Source organism: Peribacillus simplex (assembly GCF_001542915.1).
GTDB classification, from domain to species: domain Bacteria; phylum Bacillota; class Bacilli; order Bacillales; family DSM-1321; genus Peribacillus; species Peribacillus simplex_B.
Map to the genome: position 1 here is coordinate 1 of NZ_LNNH01000057.1, position 19816 is coordinate 19816.

Consider the following 19816-nt stretch of genomic DNA (forward strand, 5'->3'; position numbering starts at 1 on the left):
GCGGAAAGCGAGTGCCTGGAGTGGAAATCAACGTCTAAATTGTACAGGCCATAAAAATAGACAAACTCGATTTTCATCGAGTTTGTCTACAGTCTGAAACTTCCGTTATAATACGGAAGTTTCAGTTTGTAGACAAAAGGGGGACGCCTGAATTTAAGAGATTAGAACTTTACGAGCCCACTATGTTGTACCGTGTTTTGGACCTTGCCCTGTCCAATAGTCCATCTTCTTTACAATCAAGGCAACGAATATTTTATTTCCAAGCGGTCCAACGCATACCATGCTTTACTTTTGAACCTTCCGAACACACGCTCAATCGTTTCGTTGCATAGACAAATTTCACCTCTTCCAGCTTCCCGTATATTATTTTATGATATGAATCTTGTTACTTTTGTCCTGACTGTATAAAAGTGCCGAAAATTCAGGCACAGTCCGGCAATTTGTTAATTTTTCAACAATATTTTTATCATTGATCATGGTATAGAGAAACTCATATAAGACTTGTAAATCCATTTCATTATTTTTCTTTATATTAAAAAAACAGATTAACTGAACCATTTCATTTCCCCATTTGATCGGTTTTTTTAGTGTACAAAAAGCTAAAAAGGTTTCATAACTAATATGTTTTAATGGGTGGGGGATCGCAATTAAATTACCATACGAAGTTGGTGAAGCCATCTCCCTTTCGATAACTAATTTCGTAATATCCGGGGAAGCGAGTTGTTTAGTAATAATTGTTTGACATATGGACTCAATTACTTCTTCTGGGCTGCTGAGCTCCATCTGTAGAAAAATTAAATCTTCTTTAATAAACTGTGCTATTTCACAATGATTTTTCGTATGGATTGCTTTCAATTTATTTTTAATGGCAATTATATCTTGTTCAGATAATATTGGACTTACCTTTATAAATGGGATCGGAAGCGCAGCATCAATTTGGATGGTGCTAACTATTAAATCGATCGTTTTCAAATCCATTTGTGATAGGGCATAATAACTTTGAACGCCTATAATCGTTAATCGGTCTCCTAAATGTTTATTTAGTCCATACTTCAACAACTGGGCGCTTCCAGTACCTGTAGAGCAAACCACTAAACATCGTATACGTGTGACATTGGCGTCCATACGCTGTAAGGCACCCTCTAAATGAATAGCCAGAAACCCTATTTCTTCGTCATTTATTTCAATTTTTAAACTATTATCAAGAGATTGGGCTGCTATTAGTGCCATCTCAAAGGAGAAAGGGTATTTTTCTTTAATCTCTTTCAGTATCGGGTTTCGTATATTCAATCCATACTCTAAGCGGTTTAACATCACTTTTATATGATTAAATAAACTAGTCCTTAATTCTGGATCTTCCCGAAAATCAATATTCATTTCCAAAAAAATTGCACAAAGCATATCGTCTATCACTTTGTTCATTTCCCTAATAGAGGACGTATCATTTTTTAACTCATTAGGAATGATCTTCTTTCCTAGTAAAAGAAGACATAGATATATACGTTCCGGCTCAGGTATTGTCACATTGAAAATCGATTCTATTTCTTTTAATAAATCAATCACGACGGAACTTGCAAGGGCCAGGGGAATTTCCCTGCTCTTCAGTTCATCTTTTCTAATATAAAGACCCTCGTTAATCCGCTTAATAGCAACAAGAAAATGAATCAGTACATCTTCAAAATCTCTGTCTGAAATATGTATGTTTCTATTAGGAGCGGCATTTAACACTAGATTTTTTAAGTCCCTAATTTGTTTCTCCGTAAAAGATTCTTTAAGTAATGTCTGCTTTGCCATGAAAGAATGGTTTATGTCTCTAATGAAACAATATTCAGAAATACAGGAACGATAATTAAACTCATTTCCCTCAATCTTAAGTCCAAAACTTGACTTGCTTGGTAGGGTCAACTTGTACACAGCCAGCTTTTCCCTTACATCCTTCATTAGTTTTTGAATGGTTGATTTACTGACATACATTTCCTCAGCTAAATCATCCTGCTTTACATAACCTTCGGCAAGAAGTAATCTCCTTAATAAATAAAGAACTCTTTCTTCGGTATCACCTGGGACTTCCCTTTCCACTCCTTGCCTCTTTTGCTCTTCTTTGATAAACAGGTAGAACGTTTCAGGATCATTAATCTCCAACTTGTAACCGATGCTCCGAATAGAATGGATACATGCTCCATACTGTTTCACTATATCATTGAGCATCTTTATATCTTTCTGAATCGTTCTTGCCGAGACATTTGCTAATTTGGCAAGATGGTGACCAATGATTACATCGTCGTCCCGTTGCATCATGGATCTCAATATTTTGTATAACCTTGAATGCAAGTACATTACCTCCCTATCAAAAAATTCCTGACTAAATTCTATTATAGTGATAAATAATTTTATATGACCTTAGAGGCCTAGTTTAACTTTTATATCTATATTGCGTAAAATAGCAAATAAAGGAATCTTCAGCTGGACAATCCAAAAAACCTAATCCGTAATTGGATTAGGTTTTTTACAAGTTGTTTGCTTCTTCTCTAGCTTAATTGGAGAACCAGCCAATCGGTTTTACATCGAGATTAATGTTGATTTGTTTAATTTCTTGGTATTCGTCTAAGCCGTATTTTCCTAAACTACGTCCAATCCCGCTCTGTTTGTAACCGCCCCATGGGGCCTCGACAAATGTTGGATGATAATCATTTACCCATGTAATGCCCGCTCGTATTTTCTTGATTACACGCAGTGCTTTTGCCCCGTCGTTAGAGAAAACGCCGCCTGCTAGCCCGTAGTCTGTATCATTTGCCAGTTTAATAGCCTCTTCTTCATCTTTAAACTTTTGGATGACAACAACTGGACCAAAGATTTCCTCTTGAACGATGCGCATGTCAGTTGTTACATTGGTGAAGACAGTCGGTGCAAGGAAGAATCCTTTGTCAAGACCGTCATCAACGAGCCGGTAACCTCCTGTTGCAAGTGTCGCACCTTCCTGTTTGCCTATTTCAATATAATTTAAAATACTCTTCATTTGTGCTTCGCTTACTATCGCTCCCATATGGCTTCCTTGTGCAAGACCAGGTCCAACTTTAATTTTACTTGCGCGTTCCACAAAGCATTTTACATATTCAGCATACATGCTTTCTTCAACAAGAATGCGGCTACCTGACGAACATACTTGTCCTGCACCGAAGAAGATACCGAACAATCCGTAATCGACCGCTGTTTCTAAATCCGCATCCGCAAAAACGATGTTAGGTGATTTACCGCCAAGCTCAAGGGAAATTTTCTTTAAATTGCCTGCTGCCGCTTTCATGATCGAGCGGCCAACGTCTGTACTTCCTGTAAATGAAACCATGTCAACATCCTTGCTTTCGGCAATTGTTTGGCCTACGACAGTCCCGCGGCCCATCACCATATTGGCGACTCCTTTTGGGATGCCCGCTTCCTCTAAGATTTCAAACAGCTTCGTTGCTGTAACAGGTGTCACTTCTGCCGGTTTATACACTATCGTATTACCTGCCGCAAGGGCAGGTGCGATTTTCCATACACTCATTAGAAGAGGGAAGTTCCAAGGTACAATCAAACCAGCTACACCTACAGGCTCGCGAACGACCATCGCTTGTACGGGAGCGGGAACTTGGTATGTTTCCCCTTCTGGATGTTGAACCAAGCCGGCGTAGTAACGAAAACACGAAGCTGCATCGGCAATATCGAAAGCCGCCTCTGCTTTAAGTTTCCCGTTATCCATTGTTTCAAGAATCGTTAACTCTTCCGCACGTTCATCAATTTTATCTGCGATTTTATATAAATAGGAAGCACGCTCTTGTGCTGTAAGTCCTGACCAGACTCCGCTTTTGAATGTGTCTTTCGCAGCTGAGATGGCTAGTTCCGTTTCTTCCTTGGTCGCTCGCGGTGCCCTAGCGATGATTTCCTGTGTCGCAGGATTAATGACCGGAATTACTTCATTTGAAGATGAAGACTGCCACTCACCATTAATGTAATTTTTCAGTTCTAAAACTGCCGTTTCTATAATTGTCATGTTTTAGCCTCCGATTCATTTTTTTACCTTGTATTGAAGTATTAAAGTTTTAAAGCAAGTCTGTCTCCCTTCGCCCGTGAGCAGCATGTCAGGATTGAGTTGCGTGATTGGCGATTTTCTTCGCTAAGGAAGAAATCACGGTGGTCCACTTCCCCATCATCGACAGCTACCTCACAGCTTCCGCACCCGCCGACTTTACATGAATACGGTGCATCAATTCCTTCCCTTAAAAGGGCTTCAAGCAGTGTTTCTCCTTCATGAACCGAGATGGACCGATCGCTATCTGTAAGGTCAACAAAGAAAGGATCTTTGGGCCCATCATTTTTTGCGGCGAATAATTCGAGGTGAATCGCATGTTCGGGATACCCATATGAACTGGCTGCCTCACGATACTGTTGCACCATCTCGAGCGGACCGCAAAAATAAACATGTGTGCCAATACGATGATCCATCATCGTCGCAGGTGTCATTCTGCTTTTCGCTTCTGCCTGCGAAAAATAAAAAGTGCATTGATCCGGATATTTAGCTTTCAACAGATCATAAAAAGCACATAATTCCGGTGTGCGTGCTGCATAATGGAGTTCAAAGGTTTGGCCTTCAGCAGCCATGTCTTCCATCATCGCCAAAAATGGAGTGATGCCTATTCCAGCTGCATAAAACGCATGATGCTTCGCTCGAAAGCTGAGAGGGAAGTTGTTTTTAGGAAAGCTGACTTCCAGCCTAGTATCTTCCTTTACATAATCATGCCAGTATGCAGAGCCTCCGCGAGACGCCTCGTCACGACGGATCGAAATGGCATATTTCTTACGGTCTCTCGGATGGCTGATAATGGAGTATTCCCTCTCGAAAATCGTTTCTCCGGCCGGCATGAATGTAGTTACATGCGAACCTCCAGTAAAAGCAGGCAATGGGTTTCCATCAACCGGAATCAACTCGAACTGTTTCACGAGTGGAGTTTCTTGAATGATCCTATTTACTTTCATTTGAATATTTCCCACTAATCGCATGATGATCAACTCCCTGCTACTTTTTCTTTGTCGACTGGGATGAACGGGTAACCAATATAACCTTCCCGTACGATTGAATAAAAAGGACCGATTTCAAGACTGGCTCTACAATGGTCACATTCTGCAATCGCTGCTTCTACTGAGACTTCCGACACTTCGAAGCATTTCATGCAATAAACGTAGCGGCGTTTGGGCCCGATAATCATTGTCTGGATCTCATCTTCAGATAGACCCGCCTCTACCCCAAGCGAGAAGACCATAACAGCATTGTTCCACTCAGCCGCAATATAACATTGCGTCCCCATCTTCTGTGACAAGAAGAATCTCTTAACCTTCTCTTTATCTTCCACACTGTTAATAGTAAGGCACTCGAAAGGCACTGTACCTAATATTTCAGAAGTGAAATTCTTCGCCTTTTCGTATCCGGCTTGATCCGTTATGACGACAAATTTTCTCCGTTCTTTCCGAGGAGTGAATTGATTTACGATCGTAACAGATTTATCAAATAATACTGGACTATTGTACAAGGCACTATCCTCCTTATTTTCTTTGTTCGCTTTACCGTTTTTCATCAATGCGTCTCAAATATTCGACCGATTGTGGAAGAAATGGAGCTATCCCTTTGTATTCAGCCATAGGTTCCGGAATATCCTGGAGCACGCTATATGTCAGATCAAACCACTCCTGGCGCAATGTCAAATCTTCAAGTGGCAGGAACTGGGTGTTCAATACGAATAGAATCGCGTTGCTTCGTGGCATACGATAAAATTTTTGTTCTTCAACTCGTAAACGAACCAGCTTTCCTGCACTTTCGGGCGTTATCTCAGAACGCTGCGGTTCCCACACATCCATCGTTTCATAATTGACATCCCAACGGTCCGCCATCAGGTTCCAGTTAATCCGAGTCCATGGCTTTCCTGGCTCAATGGATAATAAAAACTTACGAACGCGCTCTGCTAGCTCATCGCCCTTTCGCGATACAAATGGGACAGGTGCATGAATCTCATCGAAAGACATCCCTTTATTCCAGTTGGCTGAAAAAAGGGCTGCATAAGAGACCTGCCCCACTTCCAAATAGAAGTTACTATCGCGATGAACCATTAAGACAAAATCATTGTGGAAATGACGGCCAATATAATCAAGCGGCTCATTTGGTAGCGTACTGGCATCACCAAACACGAATGATTCTGACTCTCCTAAGATGTGGTTCTTGAACGTCCAGCTGCCTTCATCTTTAATGACCTCGAAATGCTCCGGGTAGCGATCAGTTGCCATGTCGATAAGCATTTCAAGTACTTCCCATTGCATCTCTAATGTGTGTGGAAACGATTGAAACCTTATATGCGGCTGCTCTTGAAGAAGACGCCGCTTCGCTTCCACTTGGAGTCTGTATTCTGGTGTAACTTCAATACAGTTAATGTTTGAGAGTGTTTTCAAATCGTTTGAATAGCGATAGTTACCAGAAGTGAATGGAAACGGAAATGTATCTAAATCAGTGGTCTTGAAATCCAATCTTTGTGTGAACATTGAACAATCTCCTCTCGTTATCAAAATTCTTTATAGTACGTTTTTTTCTATTTGGTTTCCTTTTAATTCAACAGATGAGCGAACTCTATCAACTTCATAACGGAAAATGTATTTAGCTGAAACATAGTAAGTGCCTAACGCGACAAAGTATGTTGGAATGCCTGCTGCTGTATAAAGGAAAAAGTTACTTGATTCAAAAGTCAATGGATTATAAAGTGCCCAGTAAACAATCGTCCCAATAACCACCGTAAAAACGGAAGAGGGGTTAATTCCTTTCCAATAGGTGTAACAGCCTTGTGTGTCATACAGATCTCTTAAAGAAATGCGTTGGCGCTTAACGAAGAAGTAATCTGAAACGACAATGCCGCCAAGAACAGCCATAATAAAGGAAATGACAGCAATGAATGAACCAAATGCATCGTAAAACGTAGAGCTTAAAAGCAAGAAAATAGCTGGTACCGTTGTTCCCATAGCAATCATCCATGACTTTTTTGGGAATACCGTTTTAAAGCTGACCGCTTGTGAGTACATAAGGAAAATGGCTGCACCAACATTCCCTACCGAAAGCAGAATCAAGCCAATGAAACCTCCCCAGCTACCAGCAATTGAAAACATCCAGTCGGAAGGATTAAGCGACCCGGCAACTAATGCAGCGAGTGCCCCAACTAAAGCAGCGATACAGACGATAATTCCATAGCTATAGAAGCCCGCTTTGAATGCCCCCCCTTCCGTTTTGGATAAACGGCTGTATTGGCCAAGGTATGGAAGCCATGAGAAGCCGAGTCCGATGTTTAATTCCAGGGCGGTCGCGAACGAACGTGAAGTCGTTTCAAACGGTTCGGAAGGAAGTATAGTAGCAACATTCGTGAATCCCTGTCCGAACAAGACTATTGAGAGAAGGCCAAACATGAGAACCAAAAAAGCAGGAACGGCTACTGTCGTATATTTCTGAATAGCTATCGGTCCCCTCACCGTTACCAGAAATGCACAGATAAAGAGTACTATCGCGAAAAACGGCGCTCCCGTTGTTTGGCTTGAGAAAAAGCCAGGCATCCTTATCCAATTAGCAGCCTCTGCCAAAGCCTGGCCAGACATAAAAAGCGCAATCGAAATATAGCCGAGAGTTAAAATAAGAAAAACAAAGAAAAAAATATTGGATCCTAGATAGCCTAGTGAACTTCGAAACCCGACAAAGGTGTCTATGCCGTAGCGCGCAAAATACAAGGTAATGGGAACGATCAACAACATCGGGAAGGCATTACCGAATAAAATCGCTGCCAGTGAGTGCTTTAAATCAAGCATTGTACCTGTATATCCCCCAGTTAACAGCCCAAAAGATGAGAGACCAATAACAACCTGAACTAAAATTAAATCCCTAAGGTTAAAAATCCGGTCACTTTTACTTGCCGGTAAAAACCCAAAGGCCACATCCTTCGAAATGGAGGAATTCTCTTTACTCACACGCTTCTCTCCCAACTATAGATATATTGATTGAATGGAATGGAATTACGGCTGTTCATGTAATAGACAATGTAAAAGTACACTACCTTAAACAAGTACATAGACTAAATAGACAATGATTAAAAGCATGAAAAAAATAGAACCGGTCGCATCCCTCCATTTCATTTTGTCGACTTTCACAGCATCTTCCTGCTCATACGCATCGATCCGTTCATTCAAATCTGAATATAGACTTTTGATGAAGGGATTTTCTGAATGGATATTCTGTTGAAACAGATTCACTTTATTCAAAATGGCTTCTCCCCCCTTTGCCTTCTCTTGTTTAGTCCCTCACTTTTCTTAAATGCAATAACCATGCCAACTAGAAAGGGCCATTATTAAAGCGTTTTCAATAGGAATAATATTCATTTTCGAAACTATTGAACAGTTGTGAAATTTCTGTCATATTGAATCTAGGAGTTTAATGAAAGGCAGGTAGACATTAATGGATTACTTCACCTCTGCACTCTTGTCTATTTATGATCAGCTTATCGTGACAGATAAAAAAGGCATCATATTGAAATCGAACGGAACGAGAAATTCCTTATTCCATACCATTAAATCTGCTAGTGCAGGCGGTTCTATCAAGGATGTCGAACAAGATCTATTTTCTACGAGCCTGGCAGAAGAGGTTATGGCCAAACATGAAAAAAAAACGTTCATGCAATCCTCATGGCAAGGGCTTGAGATGCTGGTGACGGCATACCCGATTGAATCAGGAGAATGGGTTTGGGCCTACAAAGAAATTAACGACTCTTATCCAGATAATTCAGGAAATCAATCCGGGCCAGTCGCAGAATCGAAAAAACCATCTTTTCCATTTGTGATCCGAAGTAATTCCATGCTTGAAGTTCTTCATAAAATGCAAATGGTTTGTGATGTTAGCGCAACAGTCCTTTTATTAGGCGAATCCGGTGTAGGAAAGGAAATGGCTGCCAGGGCCATACATAACATGGGTAAAAGAAGCGAAGGACCGTTCATACCAGTCAATTGCGGCGCTATCCCGGAAAACTTGATTGAAAGCGAACTGTTTGGCTACGTAGAAGGGGCTTTTACCAGTGCAAGAAAAGGCGGAGCCATGGGAAAATTCACACTTGCTCATAAGGGGATCTTATTCTTGGATGAAGTGGGAGAATTACCACTTAACGTACAGGTCAAACTGCTTCGGGTTCTTCAAGAACGCATTGTCACACCAATTGGCAGTTCCACCTCCCACCCTGTTGACATTCAAGTGATTGCAGCGACCAATAAATCACTTGAAAAAATGGTGAAGAAAGGGGAATTCAGAGAAGACTTATATTATCGCCTTCATGTCGTGCCGATCCACCTTCCGCCGCTTAGAGATCGTGTAGATGAGATCCCCTATCTGGTTCAATTTTTCTTACAAAAGTACAATACACTGTACAATCGAATGATAGCTTTCACCCCGGATGCAATCGACATGCTATGTATCCATCAATGGCCAGGTAACGTACGTGAACTTGAAAATATCGTGGAAAGGCTTACAATTACGAGCAGGACACCTGAAGTGGATGTTACGATGATTAAAGAGGTCCTTCCTATTAAAGAGCCCAAACGGACTTCAACACCTGTTATCGATTTTCTAATGCCATTGCAAGAAGCAGTAGACCTTGTGGAGGAACAACTGATTAACATGGCAATGGAACAATACAAGTCATTGAAATTAGCGGCGAAGGTATTGGAAGTTAGCCAGCCCACTATGAGTAGAAAATATAAAAAAATTCGTGATAAAATCGAAGAGGCACGACTATCACCAGTAAATAAACGGACCATCTTAGAAGAGCAAATAAATAAACGGCTCCGCTCCATTGCCGTTGTGACTGCAGCAATCATTCCCGCTGAGGAGGTTATTCGCCTACAACAAAACACCAACCTCTCAAATTCCTACTCTCAAAAATTGAAACAAAAGCTTACCTTGATCCAAGAAAAAGAAGGCGTAATTGAATGGGTTTTTATATTTAGCATGACGGATGATGGACGTCTGATTCACCTCGTTGCAGACAAAGGCTTTGTAATTGAGCCGATGGAAGAATATATCGGTCCGCCAGAAATGATGAACATTGCTTACCAAGCGTTTAATGGTAAAGCAGGTGTTACCCCCATATACGAAGACAAGTACGGTGAGTGGAAAACAAGCCTAGCACCCATTATTGATGATGACGGCAATATCGTTGCCATTGTCGGATGTGATTATAGCAAATCTTATATTAATTCGGAAATGCAACGTCTCAGTAAGCAACTCAAAATCCTAATTTAAGTTTACATTGCAGGAACTGACCGGGATTGTTCAAACTGGCTGATTGCTATCTGAATTAAATGAAAAAAGCTATTACAGGAGCGCCTTAAGAATAAGCTTTTGTAATTAGCTTTTTTATTAATCGCACATATACGTTATGCCTACAATAAAAAAAGAAAAAACAATATCGCGTTATACATTCCTTATCTAAATTCCATGAGCAAAGCACCGATTCACTAGTAAATAAAACGCGAATTTCACGAGTATAAGCACGAAACTCACGTAGTCATGCACCTTTTTGGGCTGTAGTATTCATAACACAGCCTAGTTTTTTAACTAGATGATACTGTCACTTCTTGCCACTAAAAAATTCAAATCATCCTTAATATCAAGCATATTCTTAGTCTCAAAAGATATCCCATATCCATTATTTTCAGGAAAGCCGTATAAAAAGAGACTACTTTTCCATCTTTCAGAAATACAATTTGATTCATGCCTTCATTTACAGTTTCGTTGATGTTCTCCCATTTATAAACGACCGTTTCATTTATCTCTTCTTTCGGGGTATATGGGGTGAAGTCATATACGGTATCCCATTCGAACGGTGTAACATCCGGCAAATGTATTGTTTCAACGGCATGTCCAATTGCTAACACTTCTTCTCTTAGCAACTTTTTGTTTACTTCCTACATTCTTATTAATTTTCATATTTATACCTCACCTTGATCAGCAACATTCCATATATCTGAATTGGCAATTTAGCAACCTTCTATTGCCAAAGTAACCGCTATCATATATAATAAAATTCTCAGAGGATTGTTACTGTTCGGCAGGCAAAACCTGGATCAATTCAAGTTATGGCAGGGAAATCTGTCTGTAATTTGTTTTGATCCAGGTTTTTTCATTTCAAAATTATTGAAGGATATGTGATAATTTATGAAAATTAAAAAAATATTTAATAATAATGTCGCTTTAACAGAAGATTCAAATCAAACTGAGATGGTCGTCATGGGGAGAGGTCTCGCCTTCCAGAAAAAAAATGGCGATGAAATCGATCCAGTAAATATCGAGAAAACCTTTATTACCCCTTCTAAAGCCTTCGCTGACAAATTATCTGATTTGCTCGATGAAATTCCATATGAAATGATGGAGCTCTCAAAAGATATTATCGAGATGGCAAATGGGGACCTGCAGACAGAGTTGAATGACTCACTTTATTTAACTTTATCCGATCATATTCACTTTGCTGTCACAAGAACAAAGAACGGGGTTCCTATAAAGAATGCGCTTATGTGGGAAGTGCAAAAGTTCTATAAAGCCGAGTACCGTGCTGCCTTTAAAGCATTGAATATGATAAAAGCGGAAACAGGAGTAAGCATGCCTGAGGATGAAGCAGCATCCATTGCCTTGCATCTTTTCAATGCACGGCAAGATGGCTCTGGTATGGAAGAGACAATGGCGATGACGAATATCGTCAATGATGTGACCAATATCGTTAAATATCATTATGGTTTTGATTTTAATGAAGAATCGATGAATTACAGCCGGTTCATCACCCATCTCCGTTATTTCGCATATAGGATTCTGCGCGGTGAGTTAAATGACGACAATAATGATGGTTTATATCAGCAAGTGAAGCTGCAATACCCTCAAGCCGACCAATGTACGAAGAAAGTGCAGGCTTATTTGAAAAAGCAATATGAAATGGAAATGACCACCGATGAGTTAGCCTATTTTATCATTCATATCCAGCGGGTTTCGAATCGGGAAAAAAAAAAAGCATTCCTATAGGATTGTTACTGCTCGGCAGGCAAAACCTGGGAAGAATACGAAGTAGATCTTAATCTATTTGTATTCTTTCAGGTTTTTTATTTTATCAAAGGAGAGGAAACCATGGATAATAAACAGTTAGGCAATCGAATCGTCCAATTGGTGGGCGGCGAAGAAAATATCAATTCCCTCGTACATTGTGCCACACGATTAAGGTTCAAGCTGAATGATCGCCAAAAAGCTGACAAAGAAGCATTGAGCACAATCCCTGATGTTCTAACCGTTGTCGAAAAAGGCGGTCAATTCCAGGTGGTTATTGGCAATAAAGTAGGGAAAGTGTATACAGAGATCATGAATAACCATCCTATTCATCATCAAGATCCTTCCAATGAAAATGAAAGCAATGAAAAAGTGGGCATCATCTCAAAAATCTTTGAATATATTTCCGGGACATTTTCTCCATTGGTGCCCGCACTGGCAGGAGCGGGCATGATCAAAGCGCTGCTTGCAATCCTTAATATTTTGAATCTAATTGATATAAATGGAACAACCTATTCCGTATTGAATGCTGCATCAAGCGGTCTCTTTTATTTCTTGCCAATCTTCGTAGCCATTTCCGCCGCTAAGAAATTGAAAGCAAACCCGTTCGTTGGCGGCGCCATCGGGGCAGGCTTACTCGATCCCAATTTCACGGCCATGCTAAAAGCCGACGGGCAAGTAAGTTTCATGAATATTCCGCTGATCGTGACGGATTATTCATCAACCGTTTTTCCCTTGTTAATTGCGATGGCTGTTTATGCTCCTTTAGAACGCTTCGTAAAAAAACGCACACCGGATACGATTCAATTGTTCTTTGTTCCAATGGTGGGTATTTTGGTCATGGTTCCATTAACGGCCTTAGTGTTCGGACCGTTTGCACAATACATTAGTTTAGCGATCGGGGCTGCCGTTACTTACTTGGTAGCTAAATCAGCAATCTTGACCGGTATCATCATTGCCTGCATTTGGCCAATACTGGTCATCCTAGGTGTGCATTGGGGCGTCGTACCGATCATGATCGATAATTTCTCACGTGGCGGAGATATAATTGGACCCATTACAGCTGCCTCTACATTTGCGCAGATGGGGATCGCCTTTGGTATCTTTTTACGCGCCAGGAAAAATAAAGAATTACGTTCCCTTTCATTTGCGGGTACGTTATCTGGATTGTTCGCAGGGGTAACGGAACCGATTCTTTACGGGATAGTATTAAGATATAAAAAGTTAATACCATTATTATTGATAGCCGGTTCGATTGGCGGCGCCATCGTCGCAACATTCAATGTAAGGTTATTTGGATTTGCTTTCAATAGTCTTCTGACCATCCCGGCCTATTCACCTACAATCGGCTATATTAGTGGAATCGGCGCCGCATTCCTATCTGCAGCCGTTCTAGCGTTCCTTTTTGGTACAGAAGGAAAGAAAAATAATGCTGACGTTAATGCTGGAAAAGCGCCAAAAGACACTGCCTCTCAATCAGAAGCTGGCTCGAACAAAACCTATGAATTATCTGCACCATTAAAAGGTGAGATGATACCTTTGGAAAACGTGGATGATGCCGTATTTTCAAGCGGGGCAATGGGTAAGGGGGTGGCAATCGAACCAGCTGAGGGGATGGTTTCAGCCCCATTCGATGGAAAGGTAGTGACGCTATTCCCAACAAAACATGCAATTGGCTTAATCAGTGATGATGGGGTTGAAGTCTTGATCCATATCGGACTTGATACAGTTCAATTGGGCGGCAAACACTTTGACGCACATGTTGAAGCTGGTTCAGTCGTTAATAAAGGAGACAAACTGGTAACCTTCGATATGAAAGGTATTAAAGAGGCTGGCTATCAAGCTACAACACCCGTGATCATCACTAACACGGCAGAGTATTTAGATGTTGTACCAACAAAATCAAGACCCGTTACTTTAGAAGATACAATATTAACTATTGTAAAATAATCAAACTAAAAGGAGAGTTCACTATGACACAATTCGAAGCAAAATTCCCGAAAAATTTTTATTGGGGAGGCGCAACTGCCGCCAACCAAATTGAAGGCGGATTTGATGAAGGTGGTAAAGGATTATCCGCGGCTGACTTTGTTGAGTATATTCCTAAAGATCAAAGAACGAAAGATAACGCAATGGAAATCACCTCTGAACAAATTCGAAAAGCACTAAGTGGTGAATCGACGGCACGTTATCCTAAACGTGAGGGCATTGATTTCTATCACCGCTATAAAGAAGATATCGCTTTACTTGCTGAGATGGGCTTTACGGCATTCCGGCTTTCCATTCATTGGGCAAGGATTTTCCCTAATGGCTACGATGAAGTGCCAAATGAAGCAGGCTTACAATTTTATGACAACGTATTTGCGGAATTAAAGAAATATAATATTGAGCCAATCGTTACATTATCACATTATGAAACACCTTATGGCTTGACGGATAAATATAATGGCTGGGTCGGTCGTGAGGTAATCAATCATTTTGTACATTATGCAGAAACGGTTTTTACACGTTATAAAAATATGGTGAAATATTGGATTTCATTTAACGAAATCAATATGATCACCATAAGCCCTTTTACCGGCGGAGGCGTCATATCAGATAAGGAAGCAAACTCCATGCAGGCAAGATATCAAGGTTTGCACCATCAATTTGTCGCAAGTGCACTGGCCACAAAAAAATTACATGAAATCATCCCTGATGGAAAAATGGGGTGCATGCTGGCAAGGATGAGCCATTATCCAAACACACCCAATCCTGCAGATGTCATAAAGGCGCAAAAGGATAATCAGGAAAATCTCTTCTTTACAGATGTGCATGTTCGTGGTGAGTATCCTAAATATATGGATCGTTTCTTCATTGAAAATAATATTGAGATCATCAAAGGAACTGGGGATGACGAGATCCTTAAGCAGCATCCAGTGGATTACATCACCATTAGTTATTACATGTCCATGTTATCCTCCGCTTCCCCAGAAGGAGAGCGAACAGAAGGAAACTTGATGAATTCATTAAAAAACCCTTATTTAGAAGCGTCTGAATGGGGATGGCAAATTGATCCGATCGGGCTGCGTGTCGTATTGAATGAGATGTATGATCGCTATCAAGTGCCCATCTTCATGGTTGAAAATGGATTGGGTGCCTATGATCAGGTCGAAGAAGACGGTTCGATCCATGATCACTATCGGATTGATTACTTAAGGAAACATATCGAGCAAATGAAAGAAGCTGTCGGTGATGGAGTTGAATTGATGGGGTACCTGGCCTGGGGACCTATCGACTTAGTTTCCATGTCAACAAGTGAGATGTCGAAACGGTACGGCTTCATTTATGTCGATAAAGATGACGAAGGCAATGGAAGTTTGGAAAGAAGCCGTAAAGATTCTTTCTACTGGTATCAAAAAACGATAGAAAGTAATGGTGAAGCATTATAAATTGAATGTCGGCCGGGTGCCGCTCCCTTCCCTACCGATCCCTAAGCGGGATCTCGCTGCCCGAGGTAAACATTAAAGGAAAATAGGCCAAGGTGTTAGACGCTTGAAGAAACAAGCGTTTAACACCTTTTTTCTTTTGATCACATGATGTACAGTGATACAACTTACCTGCTTCTTCAATATTGTTGCCAACGAGCTTGGCATGTCTCAAAGTCATGGCTTCTAGACATTCAAGAACAGCTCGCTATCAACGATTAAGTTGGAAATACCTTGCTTGTTTTAGTCTGGTTGTACCTTTGATATTGAATCTTCTTTTGACTTCACTATTTATTCGAAATGCCGGTGTTTGTTATACGGATCTTCATATGAAATTTAATCGGAACCGTCGGGTATCGTTGGTCCCAGGCTTTTTTATCGAAGTTCCGAAAATGGCTCCGCGCCTTTTCTGTGATACCAAGCGGATCAACCTCCAGCTCTTGAAATTTATTCATCATCTTGGTTGCCCTTACCGTCGCTCCTTTACTCCATGCCTGCTCCATTTCCTTCAATGTGCCCTTCCCTACCGATATGCTTGGCGCATCTTTAACCTCTCCTAAAAACGAGACATGAACGTCGACCCGCGGATCATCTTGACTGCCGGACACCTTATATTTCACTTTCGAGCGGATATTTTGAATGGCTATGTATTTTTTGTTCTTCAGGCTGAATTGATCTGTACCTGTTTTGGTCTTTTCGTAAAGAAGTTTAAATAAATAACTTTCCTTATTGGACAACTCCCCTACGTAGTGATCATTTTTAAAAAGAGCAAGGCCCTTATATCGAATATGGTCATGCTTTTTTTCAATAATGGGCAGAAAGGGATCTTGTACAAAGCCGTTATACTGATCCAGGAAGACATGAACCGTCGGTTTCGGGATCATGTCTTTCAAATTTCTCTCCATGAAATCGGAAAGATATTCTGCAGATGTCGGTGCATTAGGATACTTAAAGGTCAACAGGTCCTCTACACTCCCGTCGACTACCGCCATGTACACATCTCTGCCTATATCAGTTGATCGCCCGAGCGGATCGGTAAGCTCAGCTACTCCGTGTTTTGCCAGTTCTTTACTAATTAAAAAATTTTGCAAACGCCCCGTGACGAGCTTTCGTTGGGACTCCAGTTGCTGCTTTTGCAAGATGTCCAGAAAGGTATGGCCAACCGCCGTAAAAAAAGCATCGAGCGGCTGAACATCTATGCCGGCAGGATAGAATGGAGCGGCGGCCGTTCCCTTCATCCGGTGCTCGTCCACATAGTCATAACCAATGGCAGACACATGCTGGATATCTTCAAGTATCTTCGTTTCAATTGAATTATAGAGCAGCAGGATAAGCATAAAAATGCACCAAAAAAGGTATTTTTTCATGACGTTCTCCTCGATTTCCCTTTAATCATTTGATAAAAAAAGATAAACGGAATATACGCATACATGACGTAAAGACTCACCAACCCCATTACAGAATTTAGCTGATCGATTTGCTCGCGGGTTTTCAAAAAAGTAGCCGCCACAGCTGTCATGAAGAGAATGACGATAAGACTATGTTTTTGCTTCAAGCTAAACAGCTGCTTCAAACCTCTAGTGCCTGCCCAAATATACAAACAAACACTATTCACGACGCTAAACAGCCAGAAAGAAAGCCCTAGGAACTCAAACCTTTCAAGGAAAGGAAAATCGGCGATTTGCCAAATGGTTAATGTAGGCCAAATCGACTCAAGTAATTGATTCTTGGAAAAGTACATAAGGGAAACAATCATTATGACTAAATAGCTGATTGTACTATAAGCCGTTCCATAATGCCCCCATTTTTGCGATCGTGGTGCATCTTTTATAAAAGGATAAAAGAAAAAAATCGTTTCAAATCCGGTCAAGCTATATGTCATTGTTTTGGAGGCGGATAACAACTCTGCCGCGGAATGATCGAAAATAGGAAAAAGATGAGATATTTGCATATGCCGTAAAGGGAAACCTAACATGATAAAAAAAATAGGCGTAGTAAATATGAAACTAAGGAAACAAATTCCAACGATGATTCGAAAGCCCCCTATGACATAGACATACACGAGCACTGAGAGAATCAAGGCCATATACCATGTTTCCAATTGCGGGAAAATCCAAACTTGAATCAATTCGGTATAACTGCGAACGACGGAGATGGCCAAAGTCAACAAATAAACGATCAAAGCCAAACTAAGCATCCCGCCAAGCCATTTTCCAAACAATTCCTTGTGGATGACAGTAATATCGTTCGTTCCTTTATTTAAGATTTGATATATCATCCACAAGACAACGTGTATCGAGATACCGGCGATAAAAACAGCGATCCATGCATCATTTCCCACAACTTTAACAATTTCCCGTTGAAAACTGAAAACCCCCAGACCGAATTGCGCAGCGACGATAAGATAAAAAACAAAGAAAGGAGAGACTTTCCGGTTCTCGGATGGTAAGGGCAGCATACAGCACCTCCAAAGGTAAATTAGTCGTCAATATCCCAATCTTTTTTTTGTGAAGCCTCCTGCTGAAATCTCTGACGATCTTGCGCCCTTATTTGCAGAGGACGGAGTGCTTGCTTGCTGAATGGCAGCCGGATGATCGAGTCCTTGAAGTCCTCCACGCGCAATGGATAGATGGGCTCAAGGAATGGGCGGCCGAGAGAAGTTAGCTTTAATAAATGAGAAATAAGCAAAGCAAAGCAGACGGCGACTCCGACAAGGCCCAGCAGATGAGCAAACAAGATAAATGGAAAGCGAATGAGGCGGATCACGCTACTGACCTGGTAGATAGGTGTAGTGAAGGAAGCAAGCGCACCCGTAGCCACGACAATAAGCAGTACATTGCTCGTCAAGCCTGCTTGAACAGCCGCTGTTCCGAGCACTATACCGCCGACAATACCGATTGTTTGGCCAATCTTTGTCGGCAGCCGCGCACCAGCTTCCCGCAAAAGCTCAATCGCCAATTCAAGAAGGATCGCTTCCAAAAAAGGCGGAAAAGGAATGGTTCCCCGTGATGTTATCAGCAAGCTCAGTACATCACGGGGGATCATTTCATAATGATAAGTTAATATGGCTACATAAGATGATGTGGCTAAAATGGAGAACAGAACCGCAAAAATCCTAAGCAGCCGGAAAGCGGAAGCGACATTCCAAATGGAGAGGTAATCCTCAAATGCCGTGAAATAAGTTATTAGTGAAACGGGACCCGATATCGCAGTGGGCGACCCATCCGAAAAAATGCCAACCTTCCCTTCTGCGAGTACGGCCGCAAGCCGATCTGGCCTCTCTGTATCAATTAACTGCGGGAATGGCGAGTTTTTATTATCAGCAATCATTTGGCTAAGAAACGAAGTATCGGCGATTTCATCATAGTCGATTCCATTAATCCGCTGGATGACCGTTTTCACATTTTCCGGGTCGGCGATACCTTTCACATAGACGACTGCGACCCGGGTTTTCGATAGCTTTCCGACCACCAGTTCCTTTACCTGCAGTTCGGGAATAGGCAAGCGTTTACGAACAAGATTTAAATTCGTATCAAGTGATTCCACAAAAGCTTCCTTCGGTCCGGCAACCGTATATTCCGTTTCCGGGGTTGTTACTTGCCGCTTTTCAACGGAAGGCACCGGAACCACCAGGCAGTCCGGTTTCCCTTCTTTTATGTAAAAAATCAAGCTTCCGGTCATTAATTTATTTTGTATATCGGTAATATTGTCCGTTATAGAAACATCATCGATTGGCAATATTGCTTTTATTTCCTCCAAAGCAGAAGGATTCTTTGCTTTAAAGCAAGCAAGGACATCATGATGAATGATCTCAGGTTTCACCAACGTTTTAAAATAGGCAATGAAAAAGGGCGAGTCATGAAGCCTAAAAGTAAAAAAGTCTGCCGACTCTTCACACGCTTGTAAAAGCTTGGCAAGCTCGCTTTTTTGAAAAGCTGAATCAGTTTTCAGCATTCGAAATTCAACCTCTCTTTGTTATTGCCACATTAGGGGAACGGTTAATTCAATAATTTTAATATGGGTATAGCAGACACGCCTTATACACTATTGCCTATTTTTTTCATTAGGCTTGTGACAACGAAATATCTTTAAACGAAAAAAAACTGGAGACTCTCCTCCAGTTTTCAGTTTGTAGACAAAAGGGGTTCGGAATTAAAAAATTCCGAACCCCTTTTGAAATTCCTTTGAAATTTTGACCAAAGGTTACGAGATTTGGGCTCTT

16 protein-coding genes are annotated in these 19816 nt (G+C 41.1%); 4 read left to right on the forward strand and 12 right to left on the reverse strand.

Annotated features, from left to right (window positions below):
• Nucleotides 1–363: 363 nt before the first annotated feature.
• The 7 genes from AS888_RS23480 to AS888_RS23510 all read right to left on the reverse strand — a co-directional run bounded on the left by AS888_RS23480 (nucleotide 364) and on the right by AS888_RS23510 (nucleotide 8313).
• On the reverse strand, nucleotides 364–2331 hold the full coding sequence (locus tag AS888_RS23480; protein WP_061144513.1) for a BglG family transcription antiterminator: 1968 nt from the start codon (nucleotides 2329–2331) through the stop codon (nucleotides 364–366).
• A 202-nt stretch (nucleotides 2332–2533) separates the two neighbouring features.
• Nucleotides 2534–4027 (reverse strand): aldehyde dehydrogenase family protein, encoded by a 1494-nt coding sequence (locus AS888_RS23485; protein ID WP_061144514.1) that lies wholly within the window; start codon nucleotides 4025–4027, stop codon nucleotides 2534–2536.
• A 41-nt stretch (nucleotides 4028–4068) separates the two neighbouring features.
• Nucleotides 4069–5034 (reverse strand): PDR/VanB family oxidoreductase, encoded by a 966-nt coding sequence (locus AS888_RS23490; RefSeq protein ID WP_232732353.1) that lies wholly within the window; start codon nucleotides 5032–5034, stop codon nucleotides 4069–4071.
• A gap of 5 nt (nucleotides 5035–5039) precedes the next feature.
• Nucleotides 5040–5561: a hypothetical protein gene (locus AS888_RS23495; RefSeq protein WP_155645598.1), complete on the reverse strand. Its 522-nt coding sequence runs from the start codon at nucleotides 5559–5561 to the stop codon at nucleotides 5040–5042.
• 31 nt (nucleotides 5562–5592) lie between these two features.
• Complete coding sequence (locus tag AS888_RS23500; RefSeq protein WP_061144516.1) at nucleotides 5593–6561, reverse strand: heme-dependent oxidative N-demethylase family protein; 969 nt, start codon at nucleotides 6559–6561, stop codon at nucleotides 5593–5595.
• A gap of 30 nt (nucleotides 6562–6591) precedes the next feature.
• Entirely contained in the window at nucleotides 6592–8022 is a 1431-nt protein-coding gene (locus AS888_RS23505; protein WP_061144517.1) for a purine-cytosine permease family protein, read from the reverse strand.
• An 87-nt stretch (nucleotides 8023–8109) separates the two neighbouring features.
• The gene (locus AS888_RS23510; RefSeq protein WP_061144518.1) at nucleotides 8110–8313 is read right to left on the reverse strand and encodes a hypothetical protein; all 204 of its coding nucleotides are present in this window, start codon (nucleotides 8311–8313) and stop codon (nucleotides 8110–8112) included.
• Nucleotides 8314–8506: 193 nt separating this feature from the next.
• Between AS888_RS23510 and AS888_RS23515 the strand changes: the two genes are divergently transcribed.
• Nucleotides 8507–10339 (forward strand): sigma 54-interacting transcriptional regulator, encoded by a 1833-nt coding sequence (locus AS888_RS23515; protein WP_061144519.1) that lies wholly within the window; start codon nucleotides 8507–8509, stop codon nucleotides 10337–10339.
• Between the two features lie 350 nt (nucleotides 10340–10689).
• Here the strand turns inward: AS888_RS23515 and AS888_RS23520 are convergent, their stop codons facing one another.
• Nucleotides 10690–10989, reverse strand: a complete 300-nt coding sequence (locus tag AS888_RS23520; protein WP_061144520.1) for a hypothetical protein — start codon at nucleotides 10987–10989, stop codon at nucleotides 10690–10692.
• A 265-nt stretch (nucleotides 10990–11254) separates the two neighbouring features.
• Here AS888_RS23520 and licT point away from each other — a divergent pair, with 265 nt between their 5' ends.
• The 3 genes from licT to AS888_RS23535 all read left to right on the forward strand — a co-directional run bounded on the left by licT (nucleotide 11255) and on the right by AS888_RS23535 (nucleotide 15558).
• Nucleotides 11255–12109, forward strand: coding sequence for a BglG family transcription antiterminator LicT (gene licT / locus AS888_RS23525; RefSeq protein WP_061144521.1), 855 nt, complete (start codon nucleotides 11255–11257; stop codon nucleotides 12107–12109).
• Nucleotides 12110–12211: 102 nt separating this feature from the next.
• Nucleotides 12212–14077, forward strand: a complete 1866-nt coding sequence (locus AS888_RS23530) for a beta-glucoside-specific PTS transporter subunit IIABC (RefSeq protein ID WP_061144522.1) — start codon at nucleotides 12212–12214, stop codon at nucleotides 14075–14077.
• Nucleotides 14078–14100: 23 nt separating this feature from the next.
• The gene (locus AS888_RS23535; protein ID WP_061144523.1) at nucleotides 14101–15558 is read left to right on the forward strand and encodes a glycoside hydrolase family 1 protein; all 1458 of its coding nucleotides are present in this window, start codon (nucleotides 14101–14103) and stop codon (nucleotides 15556–15558) included.
• A gap of 31 nt (nucleotides 15559–15589) precedes the next feature.
• On the opposite strand, the gene AS888_RS26555 is transcribed toward AS888_RS23535, so the two are convergent.
• The 4 genes from AS888_RS26555 to AS888_RS23550 all read right to left on the reverse strand — a co-directional run bounded on the left by AS888_RS26555 (nucleotide 15590) and on the right by AS888_RS23550 (nucleotide 19548).
• Nucleotides 15590–15775 carry a hypothetical protein gene (locus AS888_RS26555; protein WP_221408626.1) on the reverse strand — a complete coding sequence of 62 codons (186 nt, stop codon included), beginning with the start codon at nucleotides 15773–15775 and terminating at the stop codon, nucleotides 15590–15592.
• A gap of 106 nt (nucleotides 15776–15881) precedes the next feature.
• Nucleotides 15882–16961 carry a Ger(x)C family spore germination protein gene (locus AS888_RS23540; RefSeq protein WP_061144524.1) on the reverse strand — a complete coding sequence of 360 codons (1080 nt, stop codon included), beginning with the start codon at nucleotides 16959–16961 and terminating at the stop codon, nucleotides 15882–15884.
• A complete protein-coding gene (locus AS888_RS23545) occupies nucleotides 16958–18052 on the reverse strand; it encodes a GerAB/ArcD/ProY family transporter (RefSeq protein WP_061144525.1) in 1095 nt (364 codons plus the stop codon). Before AS888_RS23545 ends, AS888_RS23540 begins: the two co-directional genes overlap by 4 nt.
• A gap of 20 nt (nucleotides 18053–18072) precedes the next feature.
• Nucleotides 18073–19548: a spore germination protein gene (locus AS888_RS23550; RefSeq protein WP_061144526.1), complete on the reverse strand. Its 1476-nt coding sequence runs from the start codon at nucleotides 19546–19548 to the stop codon at nucleotides 18073–18075.
• Between the last annotated feature and the right edge of the window lie 268 nt (nucleotides 19549–19816).

Bases quoted from the DNA above. Each gene is read 5' to 3' on its own strand.
- AS888_RS23485 (WP_061144514.1), bottom strand. From the start codon at position 4,027: ATGACAATTATAGAAACGGCAGTTTTAGAACTGAAAAATTACATTAAT.
- AS888_RS23490 (WP_232732353.1), bottom strand. From the start codon at position 5,034: ATGCGATTAGTGGGAAATATTCAAATGAAAGTAAATAGGATCATTCAA.
- AS888_RS23500 (WP_061144516.1), bottom strand. From the start codon at position 6,561: ATGTTCACACAAAGATTGGATTTCAAGACCACTGATTTAGATACATTT.
- AS888_RS23515 (WP_061144519.1), top strand. From the start codon at position 8,507: ATGGATTACTTCACCTCTGCACTCTTGTCTATTTATGATCAGCTTATC.
- licT (WP_061144521.1), top strand. From the start codon at position 11,255: ATGAAAATTAAAAAAATATTTAATAATAATGTCGCTTTAACAGAAGAT.
- AS888_RS23530 (WP_061144522.1), top strand. From the start codon at position 12,212: ATGGATAATAAACAGTTAGGCAATCGAATCGTCCAATTGGTGGGCGGC.
- AS888_RS23535 (WP_061144523.1), top strand. From the start codon at position 14,101: ATGACACAATTCGAAGCAAAATTCCCGAAAAATTTTTATTGGGGAGGC.
- AS888_RS26555 (WP_221408626.1), bottom strand. From the start codon at position 15,775: ATGACTTTGAGACATGCCAAGCTCGTTGGCAACAATATTGAAGAAGCA.
- AS888_RS23540 (WP_061144524.1), bottom strand. From the start codon at position 16,961: ATGAAAAAATACCTTTTTTGGTGCATTTTTATGCTTATCCTGCTGCTC.
- AS888_RS23545 (WP_061144525.1), bottom strand. From the start codon at position 18,052: ATGCTGCCCTTACCATCCGAGAACCGGAAAGTCTCTCCTTTCTTTGTT.
- AS888_RS23550 (WP_061144526.1), bottom strand. From the start codon at position 19,548: ATGCTGAAAACTGATTCAGCTTTTCAAAAAAGCGAGCTTGCCAAGCTT.